The organism is Pseudomonas sp. SDO5532_S415 (assembly GCF_054071155.1).
The window spans coordinates 1-16,410 of record NZ_JBSVWS010000140.1 but is presented as its reverse complement, the minus strand read 5'-3'; the positions used below and the strand labels follow the sequence as shown (position 1 = coordinate 16,410).

Annotated in this window: 16 protein-coding genes; 10 read left to right on the top strand and 6 right to left on the bottom strand. The window is 59.8% G+C overall.

Going from position 1 to position 16,410, the window contains the following annotated elements:
- The first annotated feature begins 191 nt into the window (after positions 1-191).
- The 6 genes from ACW9HW_RS23320 to ACW9HW_RS23295 all read left to right on the top strand — a co-directional run bounded on the left by ACW9HW_RS23320 (position 192) and on the right by ACW9HW_RS23295 (position 6,542).
- The gene (locus tag ACW9HW_RS23320) at positions 192-710 is read left to right on the top strand and encodes an RNA polymerase sigma factor (RefSeq protein ID WP_095195915.1); all 519 of its coding nucleotides are present in this window, start codon (positions 192-194) and stop codon (positions 708-710) included.
- On the top strand, positions 707-1,681 hold the full coding sequence (locus ACW9HW_RS23315) for a FecR domain-containing protein (protein ID WP_457401878.1): 975 nt from the start codon (positions 707-709) through the stop codon (positions 1,679-1,681). The genes ACW9HW_RS23320 and ACW9HW_RS23315 overlap by 4 nt, the downstream gene beginning before the upstream one ends.
- A 236-nt stretch (positions 1,682-1,917) precedes the next feature.
- A complete protein-coding gene (locus ACW9HW_RS23310) occupies positions 1,918-4,344 on the top strand; it encodes a TonB-dependent siderophore receptor (protein WP_457401877.1) in 2,427 nt (808 codons plus the stop codon).
- A gap of 72 nt (positions 4,345-4,416) precedes the next feature.
- A complete protein-coding gene (locus tag ACW9HW_RS23305; RefSeq protein WP_457401876.1) occupies positions 4,417-5,547 on the top strand; it encodes a PepSY-associated TM helix domain-containing protein in 1,131 nt (376 codons plus the stop codon).
- Complete coding sequence (locus ACW9HW_RS23300) at positions 5,544-5,723, top strand: hypothetical protein (protein ID WP_457401875.1); 180 nt, start codon at positions 5,544-5,546, stop codon at positions 5,721-5,723. Before ACW9HW_RS23305 ends, ACW9HW_RS23300 begins: the two co-directional genes overlap by 4 nt.
- Positions 5,724-5,912: 189 nt before the next feature.
- A complete protein-coding gene (locus ACW9HW_RS23295; RefSeq protein ID WP_457401874.1) occupies positions 5,913-6,542 on the top strand; it encodes a glutathione S-transferase in 630 nt (209 codons plus the stop codon).
- Between the two features lie 193 nt (positions 6,543-6,735).
- Here ACW9HW_RS23295 and creD read toward each other — a convergent pair whose 3' ends face one another.
- The 3 genes from creD to creB form a co-directional block, all read right to left on the bottom strand.
- Entirely contained in the window at positions 6,736-8,106 is a 1,371-nt protein-coding gene (creD, locus tag ACW9HW_RS23290) for a cell envelope integrity protein CreD (protein WP_457401873.1), read from the bottom strand.
- A 205-nt stretch (positions 8,107-8,311) separates the two neighbouring features.
- Entirely contained in the window at positions 8,312-9,730 is a 1,419-nt protein-coding gene (creC, locus tag ACW9HW_RS23285) for a two-component system sensor histidine kinase CreC (protein WP_457401872.1), read from the bottom strand.
- Positions 9,730-10,410 carry a two-component system response regulator CreB gene (gene creB, locus ACW9HW_RS23280; protein ID WP_457401871.1) on the bottom strand — a complete coding sequence of 227 codons (681 nt, stop codon included), beginning with the start codon at positions 10,408-10,410 and terminating at the stop codon, positions 9,730-9,732. Before creB ends, creC begins: the two co-directional genes overlap by 1 nt.
- 178 nt (positions 10,411-10,588) lie before the next feature.
- On the opposite strand from creB, the gene ACW9HW_RS23275 reads away from it, so the two are divergent.
- The gene (locus ACW9HW_RS23275) at positions 10,589-11,428 is read left to right on the top strand and encodes an RHS repeat-associated core domain-containing protein (protein WP_457401869.1); all 840 of its coding nucleotides are present in this window, start codon (positions 10,589-10,591) and stop codon (positions 11,426-11,428) included.
- 7 nt (positions 11,429-11,435) lie between these two features.
- On the opposite strand, the gene rloA2 is transcribed toward ACW9HW_RS23275, so the two are convergent.
- Positions 11,436-11,939, bottom strand: a complete 504-nt coding sequence (rloA2, locus tag ACW9HW_RS23270) for a retropepsin-like aspartic peptidase RloA2 (RefSeq protein ID WP_095195925.1) — start codon at positions 11,937-11,939, stop codon at positions 11,436-11,438.
- 311 nt (positions 11,940-12,250) lie between these two features.
- On the opposite strand from rloA2, the gene ACW9HW_RS23265 reads away from it, so the two are divergent.
- A complete protein-coding gene (locus ACW9HW_RS23265) occupies positions 12,251-13,138 on the top strand; it encodes an acyltransferase (RefSeq protein ID WP_457401868.1) in 888 nt (295 codons plus the stop codon).
- Here ACW9HW_RS23265 and ACW9HW_RS23260 read toward each other — a convergent pair whose 3' ends face one another.
- Positions 13,139-13,708 carry a DUF2780 domain-containing protein gene (locus ACW9HW_RS23260; RefSeq protein WP_457401867.1) on the bottom strand — a complete coding sequence of 190 codons (570 nt, stop codon included), beginning with the start codon at positions 13,706-13,708 and terminating at the stop codon, positions 13,139-13,141.
- 229 nt (positions 13,709-13,937) lie between these two features.
- Here ACW9HW_RS23260 and ACW9HW_RS23255 point away from each other — a divergent pair, with 229 nt between their 5' ends.
- Positions 13,938-14,966, top strand: coding sequence for an RHS repeat-associated core domain-containing protein (locus tag ACW9HW_RS23255; RefSeq protein WP_457401866.1), 1,029 nt, complete (start codon positions 13,938-13,940; stop codon positions 14,964-14,966).
- A gap of 54 nt (positions 14,967-15,020) precedes the next feature.
- On the opposite strand, the gene fdhA is transcribed toward ACW9HW_RS23255, so the two are convergent.
- Positions 15,021-16,220, bottom strand: a complete 1,200-nt coding sequence (gene fdhA, locus ACW9HW_RS23250) for a formaldehyde dehydrogenase, glutathione-independent (protein ID WP_008057129.1) — start codon at positions 16,218-16,220, stop codon at positions 15,021-15,023.
- Here fdhA and ACW9HW_RS23245 point away from each other — a divergent pair.
- Positions 16,219-16,410, top strand: a 192-nt coding sequence (locus tag ACW9HW_RS23245; protein WP_457401865.1) for a hypothetical protein, incomplete at its 3' end; no start/stop codon positions are given. The genes fdhA and ACW9HW_RS23245 overlap by 2 nt on opposite strands.

Here is a 16,410-nt window from a genome sequence, read left to right as displayed (position 1 = left end):
TGTTGTGCGCTGATTTTGTGAACGACTCGAAACCTGTGGGAGCGTGGCTTGCCCGCGAAGAACGATAACGCGGTCCAACTGCCCCCCCCCTCAAAAAACACCCGACCAACGCCAATTGCTTTACCTCCCCCGCCTCTGACACAATCGCGAACAATTCTCGTTAGTTAACACTTCCCAATCGGTGATGCTGCGTGTCGTCAGTCCCAAGCCCTCAAAGTGAGCTCGTCGGTGCGCTATATCGCGACCATCGCGGTTGGCTATTGGCCTGGCTTCGTCGCAATGTCGCCTGCCCGCAACGGGCCGAAGACCTGAGCCAGGACACCTTCGTGCGCTTGCTGGGCCGTGAAGCGTTGAAGGAACCCCGCGAACCCCGGGCGTTTCTGGTGGCGATTGCCAAGGGCCTGCTGTTTGATTATTTCCGCCGCGCCGCGCTGGAACAGGCCTACCTCACCGAATTGATGCTGATTCCCGAAGCCGAGCAACCGTCGGTGGAAGAGCAGCAAATGATCCTCGAAGACCTGAAAAACATCGATCGCCTGCTCGGCAAGCTGTCGAGCAAGGCCCGAGCGGCTTTTCTCTACAACCGTCTCGACGGCCTGGGCCACGCGGAAATCGCCGAGCGCCTCGGTGTGTCGGTGCCCCGCGTGCGCCAGTACCTGGCCCAGGGCATCCGTCAGTGCTACATCGCGTTGTACGGGGAGCCGACATGAACCCGGTCAGTTCCAAACCGGTATCGGCGCAGGTCCTGGACGCGGCGATCGCCTGGCAATTGTCGCTGGATTCGGCCAACCCGGTGGAGCGCGAAGAATTCGCCAAATGGCATGCCGCCCACGAGGAGCATGCGCGGGCCTGGCGTCAGTTGGGCATGCTCGATCAACGCTTCAGCGTCGCCAGCGGCCCGGCCCGCACCGCCCTGCTGCAATCGCGCGCAGGCATTCGCCGACGGGTGCGCAGGCTCGGCAGCGGTCTGGCCAGTGTCGTCGCGGTGATAGGCCTGGTGTTGTTTGCCGGTGAGCGTTACCTGCCGGTCGACTATTGGCTGGCCGACCAACGCACCGCCACCGGCGAGCAACGCACCCTTCGCCTGACCGACGGCACGCTGATCAACCTCAATACCCACAGTGCCGTGGACGTGCGCTTCGATGAGAAGCAACGGCTGATCATCCTGCAGGAAGGGGAAATCCTCGTCGAGACCGGTCACGGCGACACCCGGCCGTTCATCGTCGAAACCCGTGAAGGCAGCATGCGCGCGCTGGGTACGCGGTTCCTGGTCAAGCGCGAAGAACAAGGCACGCGCCTGAGCGTGTTGCAGTCCGCGGTGGCTGCCCATCCGCAAGCGAGCCCTGACGAGCAGATCCTGCGCGAAGGCCAGCAAGTGCTGATCCGCAACGACGGCCTGGGACCGGTTGCCGCGCTCAACCAGGGCGCCGATGCCTGGACCCGCGGCATGCTGGTGGTGGACAACGCACGCCTGGAAGACCTGGTGCACGAACTCGGTCGCTATCGCCAGGGACATTTGGGAGTGGCCCCGGAAGTGGCCGACCTGCGGATCACCGGCAGCTTCCCGCTCAAAGACACCGACCTGGCCCTGAACGCCCTGCTGCCGACATTGCCAGTGCAGATCGAACAGCGTACGCCGTGGTGGGTGACGGTGGCGGCGAAGACTGAGGTCAAGCCCTGATTTTATGGTGTCTGGACCGGCGCAATCGCGGGCAAGCCACGCTCCCACAGGGCTTTGTGTCGTGCACAGAATTAACGCTCGATACAAATCCTGTGGGAGCGTGGCTTGCCCGCGATAGCGCCATCAGCCTCACCACAGATTGATGAATCGAAATTATTTTCATCCAGCCCTATCACTTTTTGATTTTCGTTCGGCACGTAGGCAATTGAGAAGTATTCACTTTCAGGAGCCGCTGTATGTCCCGTTCGCTAGACACCTTGTTGCGCCCCAGTTTGCTGGCGGTTGCCATTGCCCTTTGCACCCCTTTGGCCAGCAGCCAACTGATCGCCGCTGAACAGGCATCCAGCATTCGCACCTACAACTTGCCCGCCGCGCCATTGGCCAGCACCCTAAACCAGATCGCCAGCCAGGCCGGTCTGGCACTGTCGTTGAATCCATCGCTGGCCGCGGGCAAGACGTCCGCCCCGGTCAAAGGCCAGTTCGATGCCGCCGGTGCCCTGCAAGAAGCCTTGCGCGGTACCGGCCTGCAGCTGGAACAGAGCGGCGGCACCTACACCCTGGTGGCCGTGCCCGAAGGCGCGATGGCCCTGCCGGCCACCAGCGTGATCGGCGTGGAAAACACCGAAAGCGCCTGGGGCCCGGTTGAAGGGTATGTCGCCAAGCGCACCGCCGCCGGCACCAAGACCGACACCGCACTGGTCGAAGTCCCCCGTTCGATCTCGATTGCCACCCGCGAGCAAATGGACGACCGCAACGTACACAGCCTCGACGACGCCGTGCGCTACATGCCCGGCATCACCGCCAGCAGCTATGGCAGCGACACCCGTGCAGACTGGATACGTGTGCGCGGCTTCGAACCGACCCAGTTCCTCGATGGTCTGCCACTGCCAAAAGGTGTGTACGCCAACCCGAAACAGGAAACCTGGAACCTCGACCGCCTCGCCCTGCTGCGTGGCCCGGCCTCGTCGATCTACGGCCAGACCCCGCCGGGCGGTCTGCTGGACATGGTCAGCCGTCGTCCCAGCGCTGAATCGAGCAACGAAATCCAGCTGCAATACGGCAGCGACAATCATCGCCAGATCAACTTCGCCAGCACCGGCAAGATCGACGATGAAGGTCAATTCCTCTACAGCCTCAGCGGCGTGGTGCGCGACAGTGGCACCCAGATCGACCACGTCGACAACAAGCGCTACAACATTGCGCCGAGCGTGACCTGGAACATCGACGAAGACACCAAGTTCACCTTGCTCACGCAATTCACCCGTGACGATACCGGTATCACCAGCCAGTTCCTGCCGATCCAGGGCACCAAGATCAACATGCCGTTCGGCGATGTTTCCCACCACAAGAACCTGGGCGACCCGGACTGGGAATACTACGACCGCACCTACTACGCGCTGGGCTACGCCTTCGAGCATCGCCTCAACGATGTCTGGCAGTTCCGCCAGAACCTGCGCTATACCAAGTCCGACCTGTCCTTCCAGGGCATCACCGTCGGCGCGTACCCGTTCACCATGGTCGACGACGAAGGCAACGTAGGTCGTTCGACCACCAGCGTCGACGAAGACATCAGCCAGTTCGCCGTGGACAACAACTTCCAGGCCGACTTCGATACGGGCGAAATTCGTCACACTCTGCTGATCGGTCTCGATCATCAGCGCAGCAACACCAACTACACGTCGATTTTCGGCAGCGCTCCGCCCACCAACGTCAACAACCCGATTTATGGTCAACCCATCGTTCGGCCACCGCGCTCGTCGGCGTTCTATGACTACGATCAGAAGACCTACCAGACCGGCCTGTACATTCAGGACCAGATGGCCCTCGACCGTTGGCGCCTGACCCTGGGTGGTCGCGAGGACTGGGTTCACACCGGCACCAAGTTCTTCAACAAGGGCGATGCCACCAACACCGAGCGCGACACCAACTTCAGCGGCAACGCAGCGATCAGCTACGTGTTCGATAACGGCTTCGTCCCGTACCTGTCGTATGCCGAATCGTTCCAGCCGACCAGCAACGCCACGGCCTCGCCGACCGATTCGTTCAAGCCGACCGAAGGCGAGCAATGGGAGCTGGGCATCAAGTACCAGCCACCGGGCAGCAACACGTTGCTGAGCGCCGCGGTGTATGACCTGACCCAGAAAAACGTCTCCGTCACCACCACCAACTCGGATAACGTCTCGATCACCAGCCAGACCGGTGAAGTGAAAGTCAAAGGCCTGGAGCTGGAAGCAGTGTCCGACGTGACCGAGAACCTCAAGGTCATCGCGGCTTACACCCTGGCCAAGTCCGAAGTGCAAAAAGGCGATTTCAAAGGCAATCGCCTGCAATTGATGCCTAACCAACAGGCTTCGCTGTGGGCCGACTACACCTGGCACAACGGCGTGCTGGACGGCTTCGGCATCGGCGCCGGCGCGCGTTACACCGGCAACACCTACGGCGACCAGGGCAATACCTGGCTGGGCAAGGCTGACGCCTACACCGTGTTCGATGCGGCGGTCCATTACGACCTGGGGCGCCTGGATAACAGCCTCAAAGGTGCCTCGCTGGCTGTGAACGCAACCAACCTGTTCGACAAGGATTACATCTCCACCTGCGACGGTTTCTATTGCTACTACGGCGACCAACGCAGTGTCGTGGCCAGTGCCACCTACAAGTGGTAACGGCTTGATCTGACACGCCCAGTACCCAGGCCGTCCAGCAAGGACGGCTTTGGTATTTCTGAAGGTCATGAAATGAAAAGTAAAACAATTCGCCGCTGGTCCTTCGTCCACACCTGGACCAGCCTGATCTGCACCGTGTTTTTGCTGTTGCTGGCACTGACCGGCCTGCCGCTGATCTTCCACCACGAGATCGACCACTTGCTGGGCGATGCCGCCGAGTTGAAGCAAATGCCGGCGGACACCCCGCAGCTGAATTTGCAGCAGCTTGTGCTGGCAGCTGAAAAGCATCGCCCGGGCGAAGTCATGCAGTATTTCGGTTTCGACGAAGACGAGCCGAACGCCGCGATCGCGATCATGGCGCCCTCCGCCGGCACCGAACCGAACTCGTCCCACACCTTCATGCTCGACGCCCGCACCGGTGAAGCGCTGGAGATGCCGTCGGCCAATGGCGGCTTCATGATGCTCATGCTGCGCCTGCACGTGGACATGTTCGCGGGGCTGCCGGGCAAGCTGTTGCTGGCTTTCATGGGCCTGCTGTTCGTGATCGCGATCGTGTCCGGCACCGTGCTGTACCTGCCGTTCATGCGCCGCTTGAAATTCGCCACTGTGCGCCAGGACAAATCCACCCGCCTGCGCTGGCTCGATCTGCATAACCTGATCGGCGTCGTGACCTTGACCTGGGCTTTAGTGGTCGGCGTGACCGGCGTCATCAGTGCCTGCGCCGACCTGCTCATCGCCGCATGGCGCAATGACAGCCTCAGCGCGATGGTCGCGCCGTACCGCGATGCACCGCCGCTCACGCAACTGGCGCCGGCCACGCGCTTGCTCGATATCGCCAAGGAGGTTGCACCGGGCATGCAGCCTGACTTCATTGCCTTCCCCGGCACACGCTTTTCCAGCGAGCACCATTACGCGGTGTTCATGAAAGGCAGCACGCACCTGACCTCGCACCTGCTGACGCCCGTGTTGATCGACGCCAGCACCCTGCAAGTCACCGCTGTGGCCGAACGTCCGTGGTACATGGACGCCATGGGCATGTCGCAGCCACTGCATTTCGGTGACTACGGCGGCATGCCGATGCAAATCCTCTGGGCGACCCTGGATGTGCTGACCATCATTGTGCTCGGCAGTGGGGTTTACCTGTGGGTCGTGCGGCGCAAGGCGGCAAAACCCGTGCTGGAAAACGCGGAGAACGTGGTATGAAACCCCGGCAGTCAAACTTCTGGAAGGTCTTCGCCACCCCCACCGTCATCGCCCTGTTCAGCGCGGCGGGGTTGTTCGCCGCCTTGCTCGGCGATGGGGTGTGGGATGCCTTGAGTTGGCTCGGCTTGGGCATACCCGCCGTCCTCGCCTTGCGCGGCCTCCTGCAACGCCGCTGAACACCGACAACCCTGTGGGAGCGAGCCTGCTCGCGAATGCGGTGTGTCATCCAGCATTGATGGAGACTGACACGCCCTTTTCGCGAGCAGGCTCGCTCCCACAGGGGATCAGTGTGTCTGGGTGATATTGAGCCATCCCCTCAACGCGCTATGCTGCCTCGACTCACCGCCACCGACCGAGACGCTGCCATGTCCGCCCCGAGCATGACCCTGTACCACAACCCGCTCTCCCCCTTCGTTCGCAAAGTCATGGTGCTGCTGCACGAAACCGGTCAACAGAACCGCGTGGCCCTGCAAAACTGTGTGCTCACGCCCGTCGACCCGGACAAGGCACTGATCGATGACAACCCCCTGAGCAAGATCCCCGCCCTGCGCCTGGCTGACGGCAGCGTCATCCACGACAGCCGCGTGATCCTCGACTACCTCGACCACCAGCACGTCGGCAATCCGCTGATTCCCCGCGAAGGCTCCGCCCGCTGGCGGCGCCTGACCCTGGCCTCGATGGCCGACGGGATAATGGACGCGGCAGTACTGGTGCGCTACGAAGTCGCCCTGCGCGCCCCGGAAAAACACTGGGACGCCTGGCTCGACGGCCAACGCGACAAAATCCGCCGCGCGGTAGCACTGCTGGAAAAAGACGCGATTGCCGAACTGACCAGCCACTTCGACGTGGCGGCGATCAGTGTGGCCTGCGCGTTGGGGTACCTGGACCTGCGCCATCCCGACCTGGACTGGCGCACGGCGAATCCACAGTTGGCGGCGTGGTATTTCGAGGTGAGCCAGCGGCCTTCGATGTTGGCGACGATGCCCAAGCCCTAATTCTTCACCGGCTGTTCCGGCCTCTTCGCGGGCAAGCCCGCTCCCACATTTTGATCTGCATTCACTGAAGATCCCTTATGGGAGCGAGCCTGCTCGCGAAAGCACCAGCGCGGTTTATCTGGTAGCCACTGCAAAATCAGCGTCGCCAACACCCCCCCTTCCCGTTGATCCTCCCGCAACCCCACCGACCGGCTCACTCCACCGCTCCAATATCAAACAGCAACGGCTTGGCCGCTTTTTGCCCGACGCCATACCAATCCAGCTTGCGCGTCAGCACCATGAACACACCCAACAACCCGAACAGCAACAACGACCCCATCAACAACGCGTAATCCTCGGCACTTAACAAGCCATAAAGCAGCCCGTACAACGCCGCCAACCCCGCCGAAAAACTCAAGCCATGGCGCACGCTACGCAGCACGTGGCAGACGTAGAACCCGATCAACAACACACAAGCGCTAGCCGACAGCAAATACGCCAAGGCAAAACCGATGTGTTCGGACAACGACAGCAACAACAGATAGAAGAACGCCAGCGCCACACCCACCAGCGCGTATTGCACTGGGTGCACCGCGAGGCTTTTCAGCACTTCGAACAGGAAGAAACCGGCGAAGGTCAGGACGATGAACAGCAGCGCATATTTGATGGCGCGATCGCTTTTCAGGTACTGGTCTACGGGGTCAATGAAGCTCACGCCAAAGCTGCGGCCATGAAACGCCTCGCAACTGCTGCGGGCGACGCAACCGTTCAAGGCTTCTTGCAGGTTGGTGGAGAAAAACGAGGTCTGCCAGTTGGCGGTGAAGCCTTGATCGGTGATTTCACGCTGGGCCGGCAGGTAGTTGCCGATGAAGCTCGGATGCGGCCAGTTGGCGGTCAGCGAGACGTTGCTGGTCTTACCCACCGGCAGGATCTGCAACTGGCCAGTGCCCTGCAGCTTCAGGTCGAAAGCGAAAGCCAGTTCGGTGGCCTGTTTCGCCTCCAGGGCCGGCAGCGTCACATGGACACCCTCGCCCAGCCAGCCGACCTGACTGCCCGGAACGAAGTCCAGTTTCTGGTCGTTCAGTTCGAGTTTCAAGGCGTTTTCGATGCCGCGAATGTCGCTGATGCCGACCGCCAGAAACGGCTGGTCGAATTGATAGTCGGCGAAATCTTCCTTGATGCCCAGTTGCGCCGGCAGGGAAAAATGCCCGCTGATGCGGTTGTCGGCATGGAACAGCCGCGCCTGATAAATCCCCCGGGAACGCAGTTCGGTCTGGACCTGGCCGTCAAGTTCAAAGCGCTCCGGCAGGAAATACAACCGGCCGCGCTCCTCGCCAACGTCCTGATAGCGCTGGTTGGTTTTTTCGTTGAGCTTCCAGGTGCGCACCACTTTGCGGTAAGGCACCACCATCAACGGCCCGCTCAATTGCTGGCTGTAGCTGGAGCTGCGGGCGATGTCTTCGAGCACGCCATCGCGCAGTTGCTGGCGGTCCTGGATCACGTCGTTGATCATCAACAGCGGGATCAGCAATAACAGAATCAGTAGGGCGATGGCCCCGAGTTTTAGGGTCAGGCTGCGGTTCATGGGACTCTCCCTGTTTTGGATGGGGAGAGTCTGGGATGGCTGTGTGGGGGCTTTATGGGGGGAATATGGAGATTGTGTGGAGACTGACATGGCCCCTTCGCGAGCAGGCTCGCTCCCACAATGGATCTCCTGTGGATACAAAGTCACTGCACACCACAGATCAACTGTGGGAGCGAGCCTGCTCGCGAATGGCCGCGACTCGGTCCTAAGCCAGGCGCAATCTGACTTCTACCCCGCCATCGACATTGCCGATGCTCATCTCCCCACCATGCAACTTGACCACTTCCTCGACAAAGTTAAGCCCGAGCCCGGTGCTTTTGCGCCCACTGTCCGGCCGGGGCAGTGAGTAGAAACGCTCGGTCAATCGCGGCAATGCATAGTCGGGAATCGCCTGGGCCTGATTGAACAGCGTGAACTCGACCTGCTCGCCCATCCGTTCGGCGCTGAACCGCAGCACACCCTTGGCCGGGGTGAAATCCAGCGCATTCTCCAGCAGATTGCCCAGCGCCTGGCGCAACAGAAACGGTTCGCCGATCAACGTTACGGCCGATGGAATCCCTTGCTCCACACGCAGTGCCTTGGCTTCGATACGCGCCGCCTGAGCGTTCAGCAAATCATCCACCAACGCCGCCAAAGGCACTTCCACGCGTTCCTCCAGCCCTTGCCGCTGTTCAACCTGCGCCAGGTTCAACAACCGCTCGATCAACTGCTGCATCCGCGCGCTTTCGTTGTCGATGTTGCCGACAAAACGCTGCCGTTGATCCAACGGCATCTCGCCTTGCAGCAACTCTGCCGCGCCGCGAATCGCCGCCAGCGGACTCTTCAATTCATGGGTCAGCGTGTGCACATAACGCTCGACATAGGCCTTGCCTTCGAGCTGAGTGCGCATCTGTTCCACCGCCATCGCCAGTTGCTCCAGTTCGCCACCACGATAATGCGGTACCTCGACCCGGCGGCCTTCGCTCACCGCTTGGGCATACTCGGTCAACCGCCGCAGCGCCCGGCTCAGCCACCAGGACAGCAGCGCACCGAACAGTAGACCGAGGCCGATCAACCCGGCGCCATAAGCCAGCAATCGGCGCTCGGTACGATCCACATAGGGCTGCAACGAGCTGTTGGGTTTGGCCACCGTGACCACGCCGATGATCCGCCCGTTATCGCGAATCGGTGCGCCGACATGCATCACCGATGAGCTGGCATCGTCAGGGTCGCTACGGCTGGAGCGAGCGCCGTACTCACCACGCAGGGTCAGGTACACATCGTTCCAGCGCGAGTAATCCTGGCCGACCGCCGCGCCGCTGGAATCGAGCACCACGATGCCCTTGGCGTCGGTGACGTAGATGCGATGGTTGACTTGGTTCTTCGACAAACCCCAGATAGTCGCCTTCGGCTGCCGCTCACCGTAGGCCTTGAGCAGTTCCGGCCAGCGGTTCTGATTAAGGGTGCCGGCCTTGAAATCGTCGCGCAGGATCTCGGCCATCAGGTTGGCGGTATCGACCAGGGTCTCTTCGGTGGACTGGCGCACCCCGGGGCGGATTTCTTCCATCACGGTGTTGAGCACGAAGTAGCCGGTCAGGCCGATGAACAACACATAGACCAGGAAAATCCGCATCCCCAACGGCATCAGCTGTGCCCCGGGCTGTAGCTGTAGCCGAGGCCGCGATGGGTCTGGATCGGCTCGGCATCGGCCTTCACCTGCCGCAGTTTGGCACGCACGCTTTTGATGTGGCTGTCGATGCTGCGCTCGTAACCGGCATCGGCGGCCACGCCCAGCGCATCAAGCAATTGCTCGCGACTGAACACGCGTTCGGGCTGCTCCAGCAGGCATTGCAGCAGGCGGAATTCATGACGGGTGAGGGTCAGCAGCTGACCGCGATAGCTGATCTGCACCCGCTCGCTGTCGATGCGAAACAGCCTCGATGCCGGCTCTTCTATCGCACGCGGGGCCATGCGTTTGAGAATCGCCCGGACCCGCGCCGCCACTTCCCGGGGGCTGAACGGCTTGACCACGTAATCGTCGGCACCGATCTCCAGACCCACCACACGATCGATTTCGCCATCGCGGGCACTGAGAAACATCACCGGCACATCACTGAAACGCCGCAGTTGCTTGCAGGTTTCGAAACCGCTGATGTCCGGCAAGCCGATGTCGAGGATGATCAGATCCGCCGGCGTCTGGTGCTGATAATCCAGCGCGGCCGCGCCAAGGCTCAGCCAGGTGGTGGTGAACCCCTCGCCTTGCAGGGCAAAAATCAGGGTGTCGGCAATCGCCGCTTCGTCTTCGACAATCAGGATATGAGGCATGGCGTCCGAGCCCGGCAGGTGAGTGGGCGAACGGTGAACCAAGGGGGAATCGGCGTCAATCGGCAAGGGTAAATCAGCGGTGTAGTCTGTAGGACCTAGCAGTTGCGATAGTAGGCAAAGGCCGAAAAAGGACTGAGTCTGATACCCCTTACTTGGAATCTGGTGCAGGGATTAACCAATGCCTACTCATTCATTCAAAACAATCCTGCTGGCAACCGATCAACAGCGCTCAGTGCTGAGTGCTCTCCACACGAATCGACCCCATCCCATCGCTTACCCACCTTATGGTCATCGCCCACGGGAAAACGGCGGTTGCAACTTGCTTGGATTTAATGGCGAACCGTCGGACCCGCTGACTGGGCATTATCATTTGGGGAATGGGTATCGGCAGTTCAATCCGGTGTTGATGCGGTTTAACAGCACGGATCGTTGGAGTCCGTTTGGGAAGGGGGGGTTGAATGCGTATGCGTATTGTGGGGGGGATCCGGTTAATCGATCAGATCCAACGGGCCATACGTGGAAGGACTTTACATCTTTTCTTCGTAAAAATGTCAGGGTAGGCGCAGCCAAGCCCCCGAAGACCACATCAAAAAATGGTGCCAGTAGCAACCCCAATGCGTCGAGCTCGGCGGGTGCCTCTACGCCGCACCAGTTGCCTTCCAAAAAGCCCAGTGCCGAACTCAAATCACAAGCCACAGCCACGACACAAGAATCAAAGACAGCTTCAACGGGACAGCCAACAAGCGTTAGAAACCTTGATGCTTCCGACATAAAAAGAAACCGATTGTTGAATCGCCGAACGAAATCACTGGACGACATTTCAGAAGGCGACATCGATGACTTCAACAAATTCTATCGTTCCAAACAATCTGGCCCAGGTGGCGCCTTTTTCACTACTCATTTCCCTGCGAATCCAGAAGATCCGCATATGAGGTTATATCAAGCAATGGATTCATTGCGTTCAGCGCTTCCTACCAAAAAAACAAAAAGAACAATTGAAACAGGAGGCCGTAAATGAGTGGCTTTTAACAATCCGGCTTATCCGCCGTAAACCGTCTCGCCGGATTCACCGCCGCCCCAAACTCGCGCAACGCCTTCGCACCGATCAGCAGCGGATAATTGAAACTGCTGCGATCGGTCAGGTTCACCTCAACCGTGCGCTTGACGTTACCCAGGCACAACTCCAGATCAACCACCGGCCGCTTGGTAGGCGCAGCCACGTCCTCATCCTCGTCTTCTTCGGAGCGGGTCTTGATCTTGCTGATTCGCGCAATCTTGTGTTCGTACACCTTGTTGCTCGCATCCTTGGTCGCCAGGCGGAAACGCACCCAGTCTTCGCCATCGCGGGTGAAGGTTTCGATGTCCTTGGCCGACAGTGACGCGGTCAAAGCGCCGGTGTCCATTTTGGCCTTGAGCACTTCACCGCCGATTTCCGGCAGTGCAATGTATTCGTAACGCCCGTAGAGGGTCGGCTCGGCGGCCAGGGCCGGCAGGGCGATGAACGACAGCAGTGCGAGGAGGGATTTCACGTGATCGTTGTCCTTGAAAGATGGGCAGCGGAATTTTAGACAACCCGCCAGCTATTCGTTCGTTCTTCAGATCGCTTCGCGAGCAGGCTCGCTCCCACAGGGTTTCGAGTCGTTCCCTAACCTGTGCCCCCCTGATCCACTGTGGGAGCGAGCCTGCTCGCGAAGAGGCACTCATTAACAATACAACTGACGGATCAGTTTAAGTTGACCAAGCTTATCGCTACCAAGGTGAAGTTTTCGTCATCCGCCGATTTGGCCTGCCGCCCGAAGCTGCTTATCATGGCGCGCCCACACGCTTTCAAGAGTTGCCTATGCGCCGCCTGCTCACCGGCTGTTTCGTCACCCTGCTGCTGTTGCTCAACACGTTGGTCCTGTTCGGGCCCTTGATGGTATTTGCCCTGCTCAAGCTGGTCCTGCCCGGTCGCTTTCGCGATGACGCGTCATGGGCGGTGATGTGGATTGCCGAGACCTGGGCCGAGATCGACAAACTGATCTTCCGCCTGTGCATCCCCACCCAGTGGGACATTCGTGGCGGTGACGATCTTCGCACCGACACTTCGTATCTGGTGATCAGCAACCATCAATCCTGGGTCGATATTCCGGCGCTGATCCAGACGCTGAACCGGCGCACGCCGTTCTTCAAATTCTTCCTCAAGAAGGAGCTGATCTGGGTGCCGTTCCTGGGACTGGCCTGGTGGGCGCTGGATTACCCGTTCATGAAACGCTACACCAAGGCGTTTCTGGCGAAGAACCCGGAGCTGGCCGGCAAGGACCTGGAGATCACCAAACAAGCCTGCGAGTTGTTCAAGCGTCAGCCAGTCACCGTGGTCAATTACCTGGAAGGCACCCGCTACACCACCGCCAAAAGCACCCAGCAACAATCACCGTTCACCCACCTGCTCAGGCCCAAGGCCGGCGGCGTGGCCTTCGTGCTCGCGGCGATGGGCGAACAACTGGATGCGATTCTCGACGTCACAGTGGTCTATCCACAGCAAAAGATTCCGGGATTCTGGGACTTGATCAGCGGCAACGTGACGAGGGTCATCATCGACATCAAGACCCGCGTACTCGACCCGGCGCTGTGGCAGGGCGACTACGAAAACGATCCGCTGTTTCGTGAGCAGGTCCAGAATTGGGTCAACCAGCTCTGGACCGAGAAAGACCTGCGCATCGACGCCTTGCGCACCGAAAGCCGCTAATCAGCTGCCGATGCCAGTGCCGGTACTGGTGCCGGCACCCCAGATTCCGCCAAGGCTTTGCAGCAGCGAACCACCGACGCCCTGTTGACCGAGGTATTGCAGGATCACCGGGGCAAAGAGGCCAACCATGCCCGTGTCCATGCCCAAAGCGCTGAAGGCGTTGTTCAGGTCAGTGGTGTCCTTGACGTTGCCCAGGGCGTTATCCAGCCCTGCGGCCTTGCCAGTCGAACCCAGCAAACCGGCGAGCGCCCCCAGCTCACCCCCACCCGAGAGAATGTCGATCCCCGGCACGCTTTTGGCCAGCTCCGAGTAGTCGGTCGAACTCAACTGATTCTTCGCCAGACCAAGCATCGCCCCGGCACCACCGACGGCCTGTTGTGGCGTCACGTTCAATTGGCTCAGCGCGCCCAGCAGGTCTGCGGTCTCAGTCGTCGGCGCAGCCTCCGTGGCCGCGTTGCCTTTCATCCCGGAAATGGCATTGGCCGCATCGCTCAGGCTGAACTGGGCAAACACCGGACTGGCCACCAGGGTCATGAGCGATGCCAGTGCAAAACCGCGTGAAATCTTCATTCGGACATCCTCTTGTGCCATGAAAAACGCCCGGTTGATGGGCGCAAAAGCTGCCGGTTTGACCGGGTATAGGTGGGCATGTTCCTGGGTACTGCGGTCATTTTTTGATCTGTACAGGTATTCGTAGTGTGCGGGAGATCAAAACACTATCAGTTCTGCTAGTAGGCAGGCTTGACTAATTGAGCCACAGTGCACCCTGAATTTACTGGGATTTCAGCGGGTTCACCAAATGCCAAGCGATAGCCAAACCCTACTTCGCCTCTACAACTACGACGCACTCAACCGGTTGACCGCTAGCGGACCATCGGCGCAGACGAACTCCCAGCGTTTTTATCTGAAGGAACGCTTGGTCACCGTGACCCAAGGCGTAGTGCAGCATTCGGTCATGCAGCACAGAGATCAACTGCTAGCGCAGCAGCACCGCCAAAGTGGCGCCGTGAAAACTTCTTTGCTCGCGACCGACAGACAGCGCTCAGTGCTATCTGTCCTCGATGCATCGACACCTCACAATCTTGCCTATCCGCCTTACGGCTATCACGCTCCAGGAGGCGGCTTGCTCAGCCTGCTTGCCTTCAACGGTGAATGTCCGGATCCGGTGACCAGGCATTACTTGTTGGGCAACGGCTATCGGGCGTTCAATCCGGTGTTGATGCGGTTTAACAGCCCGGACGACTTGAGTCCGTTTGGCAAGGGTGGATTGAATGCATATGCGTATTGTCTTGCGGATCCGGTGAATCGGAGCGATCCAAATGGACATTGGTCGTTTTTGGCAGGTCTACGCTTAATAACACGGTCCATTCAAAAATTTGTGAACAGATTCAATCCATTCAAACGTGCCGCGCAGCCAACTTCAAGTGCTCGAAACGAGCTCGTTCAATTTTCAACACGCAATACTCAACGCAATCCTGCATCACTTACACAACCTACAACTCAAAGTTCAGTCATACCACCTACACAAATGCGTTCCACCGTTTCACAACCTACATCGACTTCAACTATGTCCATCGCAACGAACACAAGCTCCGCTAGTCCGAACAGCGTATCCGGCATCATCCAGCCAGGGCCGCTCCGTGCAGCAACGACTGACGTCACTGCAATCTACAGCGAGATAGCCGAAGATACAGCCCTTGTTCTGCAACATGCCCCACCAGGGGCGTCACCGGCCCAAATCGCGATGGTGAACGATCAGATGCGAAACGTCAGACTCGGCCTAACAACATGGGATCAGGCAGCTCGCGCTTTAGAGTCAATTGCCTGACCAATCAAATAAAAAGGGCGACATAAAGTCGCCCTCTTCTTTCCTATAAACCCCTTACGCCGCACTAAACAACTTATGCGGATCAATCACAAACTTCTTAGGCACGCCCGCATCAAACTCGCCATACCCTTCAGGCGCCTGATCCAGGCTGATCACCTGCACACCCACCACTTCGGCGATGTTGATGCGGTCCCACATGATCGCCTGCATCAGTTGGCGGTTGTACTTCATCACCGGGGTCTGGCCGGTGTGGAAGCTGTGGGATTTTGCCCAGCCGAGGCCGAAGCGAATGCTCAGGCTGCCCATTTTCGCGGCGGCGTCCACGGCACCTGGATCTTCGGTCACGTAGAGGCCCGGGATGCCGATTTTGCCGGCTACGCGTACCACGCCCATCAGCGAGTTGAGTACGGTGGCCGGGGCTTCGTGCTTGACGCCGTCGTGACCGTGGCCGCGAGCCTCGAAGCCTACGGCGTCGATGGCGCAATCCACTTCCGGTTCACCCAGCAGCGCGGCGATCTGTTCGTGCAGCGGGGTGTCGAGGGACAGGTCGGCGATTTCAAAGCCCTGGGCCTTGGCGTGGGCCAGGCGGACAGTGTTGACGTCACCGACGATCACCACCGCTGCGCCCAACAGGCGAGCGGAAGCGGCAGCGGCCAGACCGACCGGGCCGGCACCCGCGATGTATACGGTGCTGCCTGGGCCGACACCGGCGGTCACTGCGCCGTGATAACCGGTCGGCAGGATGTCGGAGAGGCAGGTCAGGTCGCGGATTTTTGCCATCGCGCGATCGCGATCAGGCAGTTTGAGCAGGTTGAAGTCGGCGTACGGCACCATCGCGTATTCCGCCTGGCCACCGGTCCAGTCGCCCATGTCGACATAGCCATAAGCACCGCCCGGACGCGCCGGGTTGACGCTCAGGCACACGCCGGTGTGCATTTCCTTGCAGGAACGGCAGCGCCCGCAAGCCACGTTGAACGGCACGGACACCAGGTCGCCGATTTGCAGGTTTTCGACGTCGCGGCCCTTTTCGATCACTTCACCGGTGATTTCATGACCCAGGACCAGGCCGGTTTGAGCGGTGGTACGACCGCGCACCATGTGCTGGTCGGAACCACAGATGTTGGTGGACACCACACGCAGGATGACAGCGTGTTCAATCTTCCTGCCACGCGGGTCCTGCATTTTCGGATAGTCGATTTTCTGTACTTCGACCTTGCCAGCGCCGAGATACACCACACCACGATTGCCAGACATGCTTTCACCTCGCTGTTGTTTTTATGTAGCGGTCGCGTCGCCGGGGAGTGGCGGCGCGTTGATTGCTCGGGTTATTGCCTGTTTGTCTTGTGTTGCTTGTAAGGGCCTCTTCGCGAGCAGGCTCGCTCCCACAGTGGGCCGGCGCGAAGTATTGCTGGAGCTGCTGGAACGCCTGAAACTGCGGCCGAAG

What these genes read in the sequence shown, in the direction of transcription:
- ACW9HW_RS23305 (WP_457401876.1), top strand. Translation starts at nt 4,417, where the DNA reads ATGAAAAGTAAAACAATTCGCCGCTGGTCCTTCGTCCACACCTGGACC.
- creD (WP_457401873.1), bottom strand. Translation starts at nt 8,106, where the DNA reads ATGAACCGCAGCCTGACCCTAAAACTCGGGGCCATCGCCCTACTGATT.
- ACW9HW_RS23300 (WP_457401875.1), top strand. Translation starts at nt 5,544, where the DNA reads ATGAAACCCCGGCAGTCAAACTTCTGGAAGGTCTTCGCCACCCCCACC.
- creC (WP_457401872.1), bottom strand. Translation starts at nt 9,730, where the DNA reads ATGCCGTTGGGGATGCGGATTTTCCTGGTCTATGTGTTGTTCATCGGC.
- ACW9HW_RS23275 (WP_457401869.1), top strand. Translation starts at nt 10,589, where the DNA reads ATGCCTACTCATTCATTCAAAACAATCCTGCTGGCAACCGATCAACAG.
- ACW9HW_RS23255 (WP_457401866.1), top strand. Translation starts at nt 13,938, where the DNA reads ATGCCAAGCGATAGCCAAACCCTACTTCGCCTCTACAACTACGACGCA.
- fdhA (WP_008057129.1), bottom strand. Translation starts at nt 16,220, where the DNA reads ATGTCTGGCAATCGTGGTGTGGTGTATCTCGGCGCTGGCAAGGTCGAA.
- creB (WP_457401871.1), bottom strand. Translation starts at nt 10,410, where the DNA reads ATGCCTCATATCCTGATTGTCGAAGACGAAGCGGCGATTGCCGACACC.
- ACW9HW_RS23260 (WP_457401867.1), bottom strand. Translation starts at nt 13,708, where the DNA reads ATGAAGATTTCACGCGGTTTTGCACTGGCATCGCTCATGACCCTGGTG.
- ACW9HW_RS23265 (WP_457401868.1), top strand. Translation starts at nt 12,251, where the DNA reads ATGCGCCGCCTGCTCACCGGCTGTTTCGTCACCCTGCTGCTGTTGCTC.
- ACW9HW_RS23315 (WP_457401878.1), top strand. Translation starts at nt 707, where the DNA reads ATGAACCCGGTCAGTTCCAAACCGGTATCGGCGCAGGTCCTGGACGCG.
- ACW9HW_RS23310 (WP_457401877.1), top strand. Translation starts at nt 1,918, where the DNA reads ATGTCCCGTTCGCTAGACACCTTGTTGCGCCCCAGTTTGCTGGCGGTT.
- ACW9HW_RS23295 (WP_457401874.1), top strand. Translation starts at nt 5,913, where the DNA reads ATGTCCGCCCCGAGCATGACCCTGTACCACAACCCGCTCTCCCCCTTC.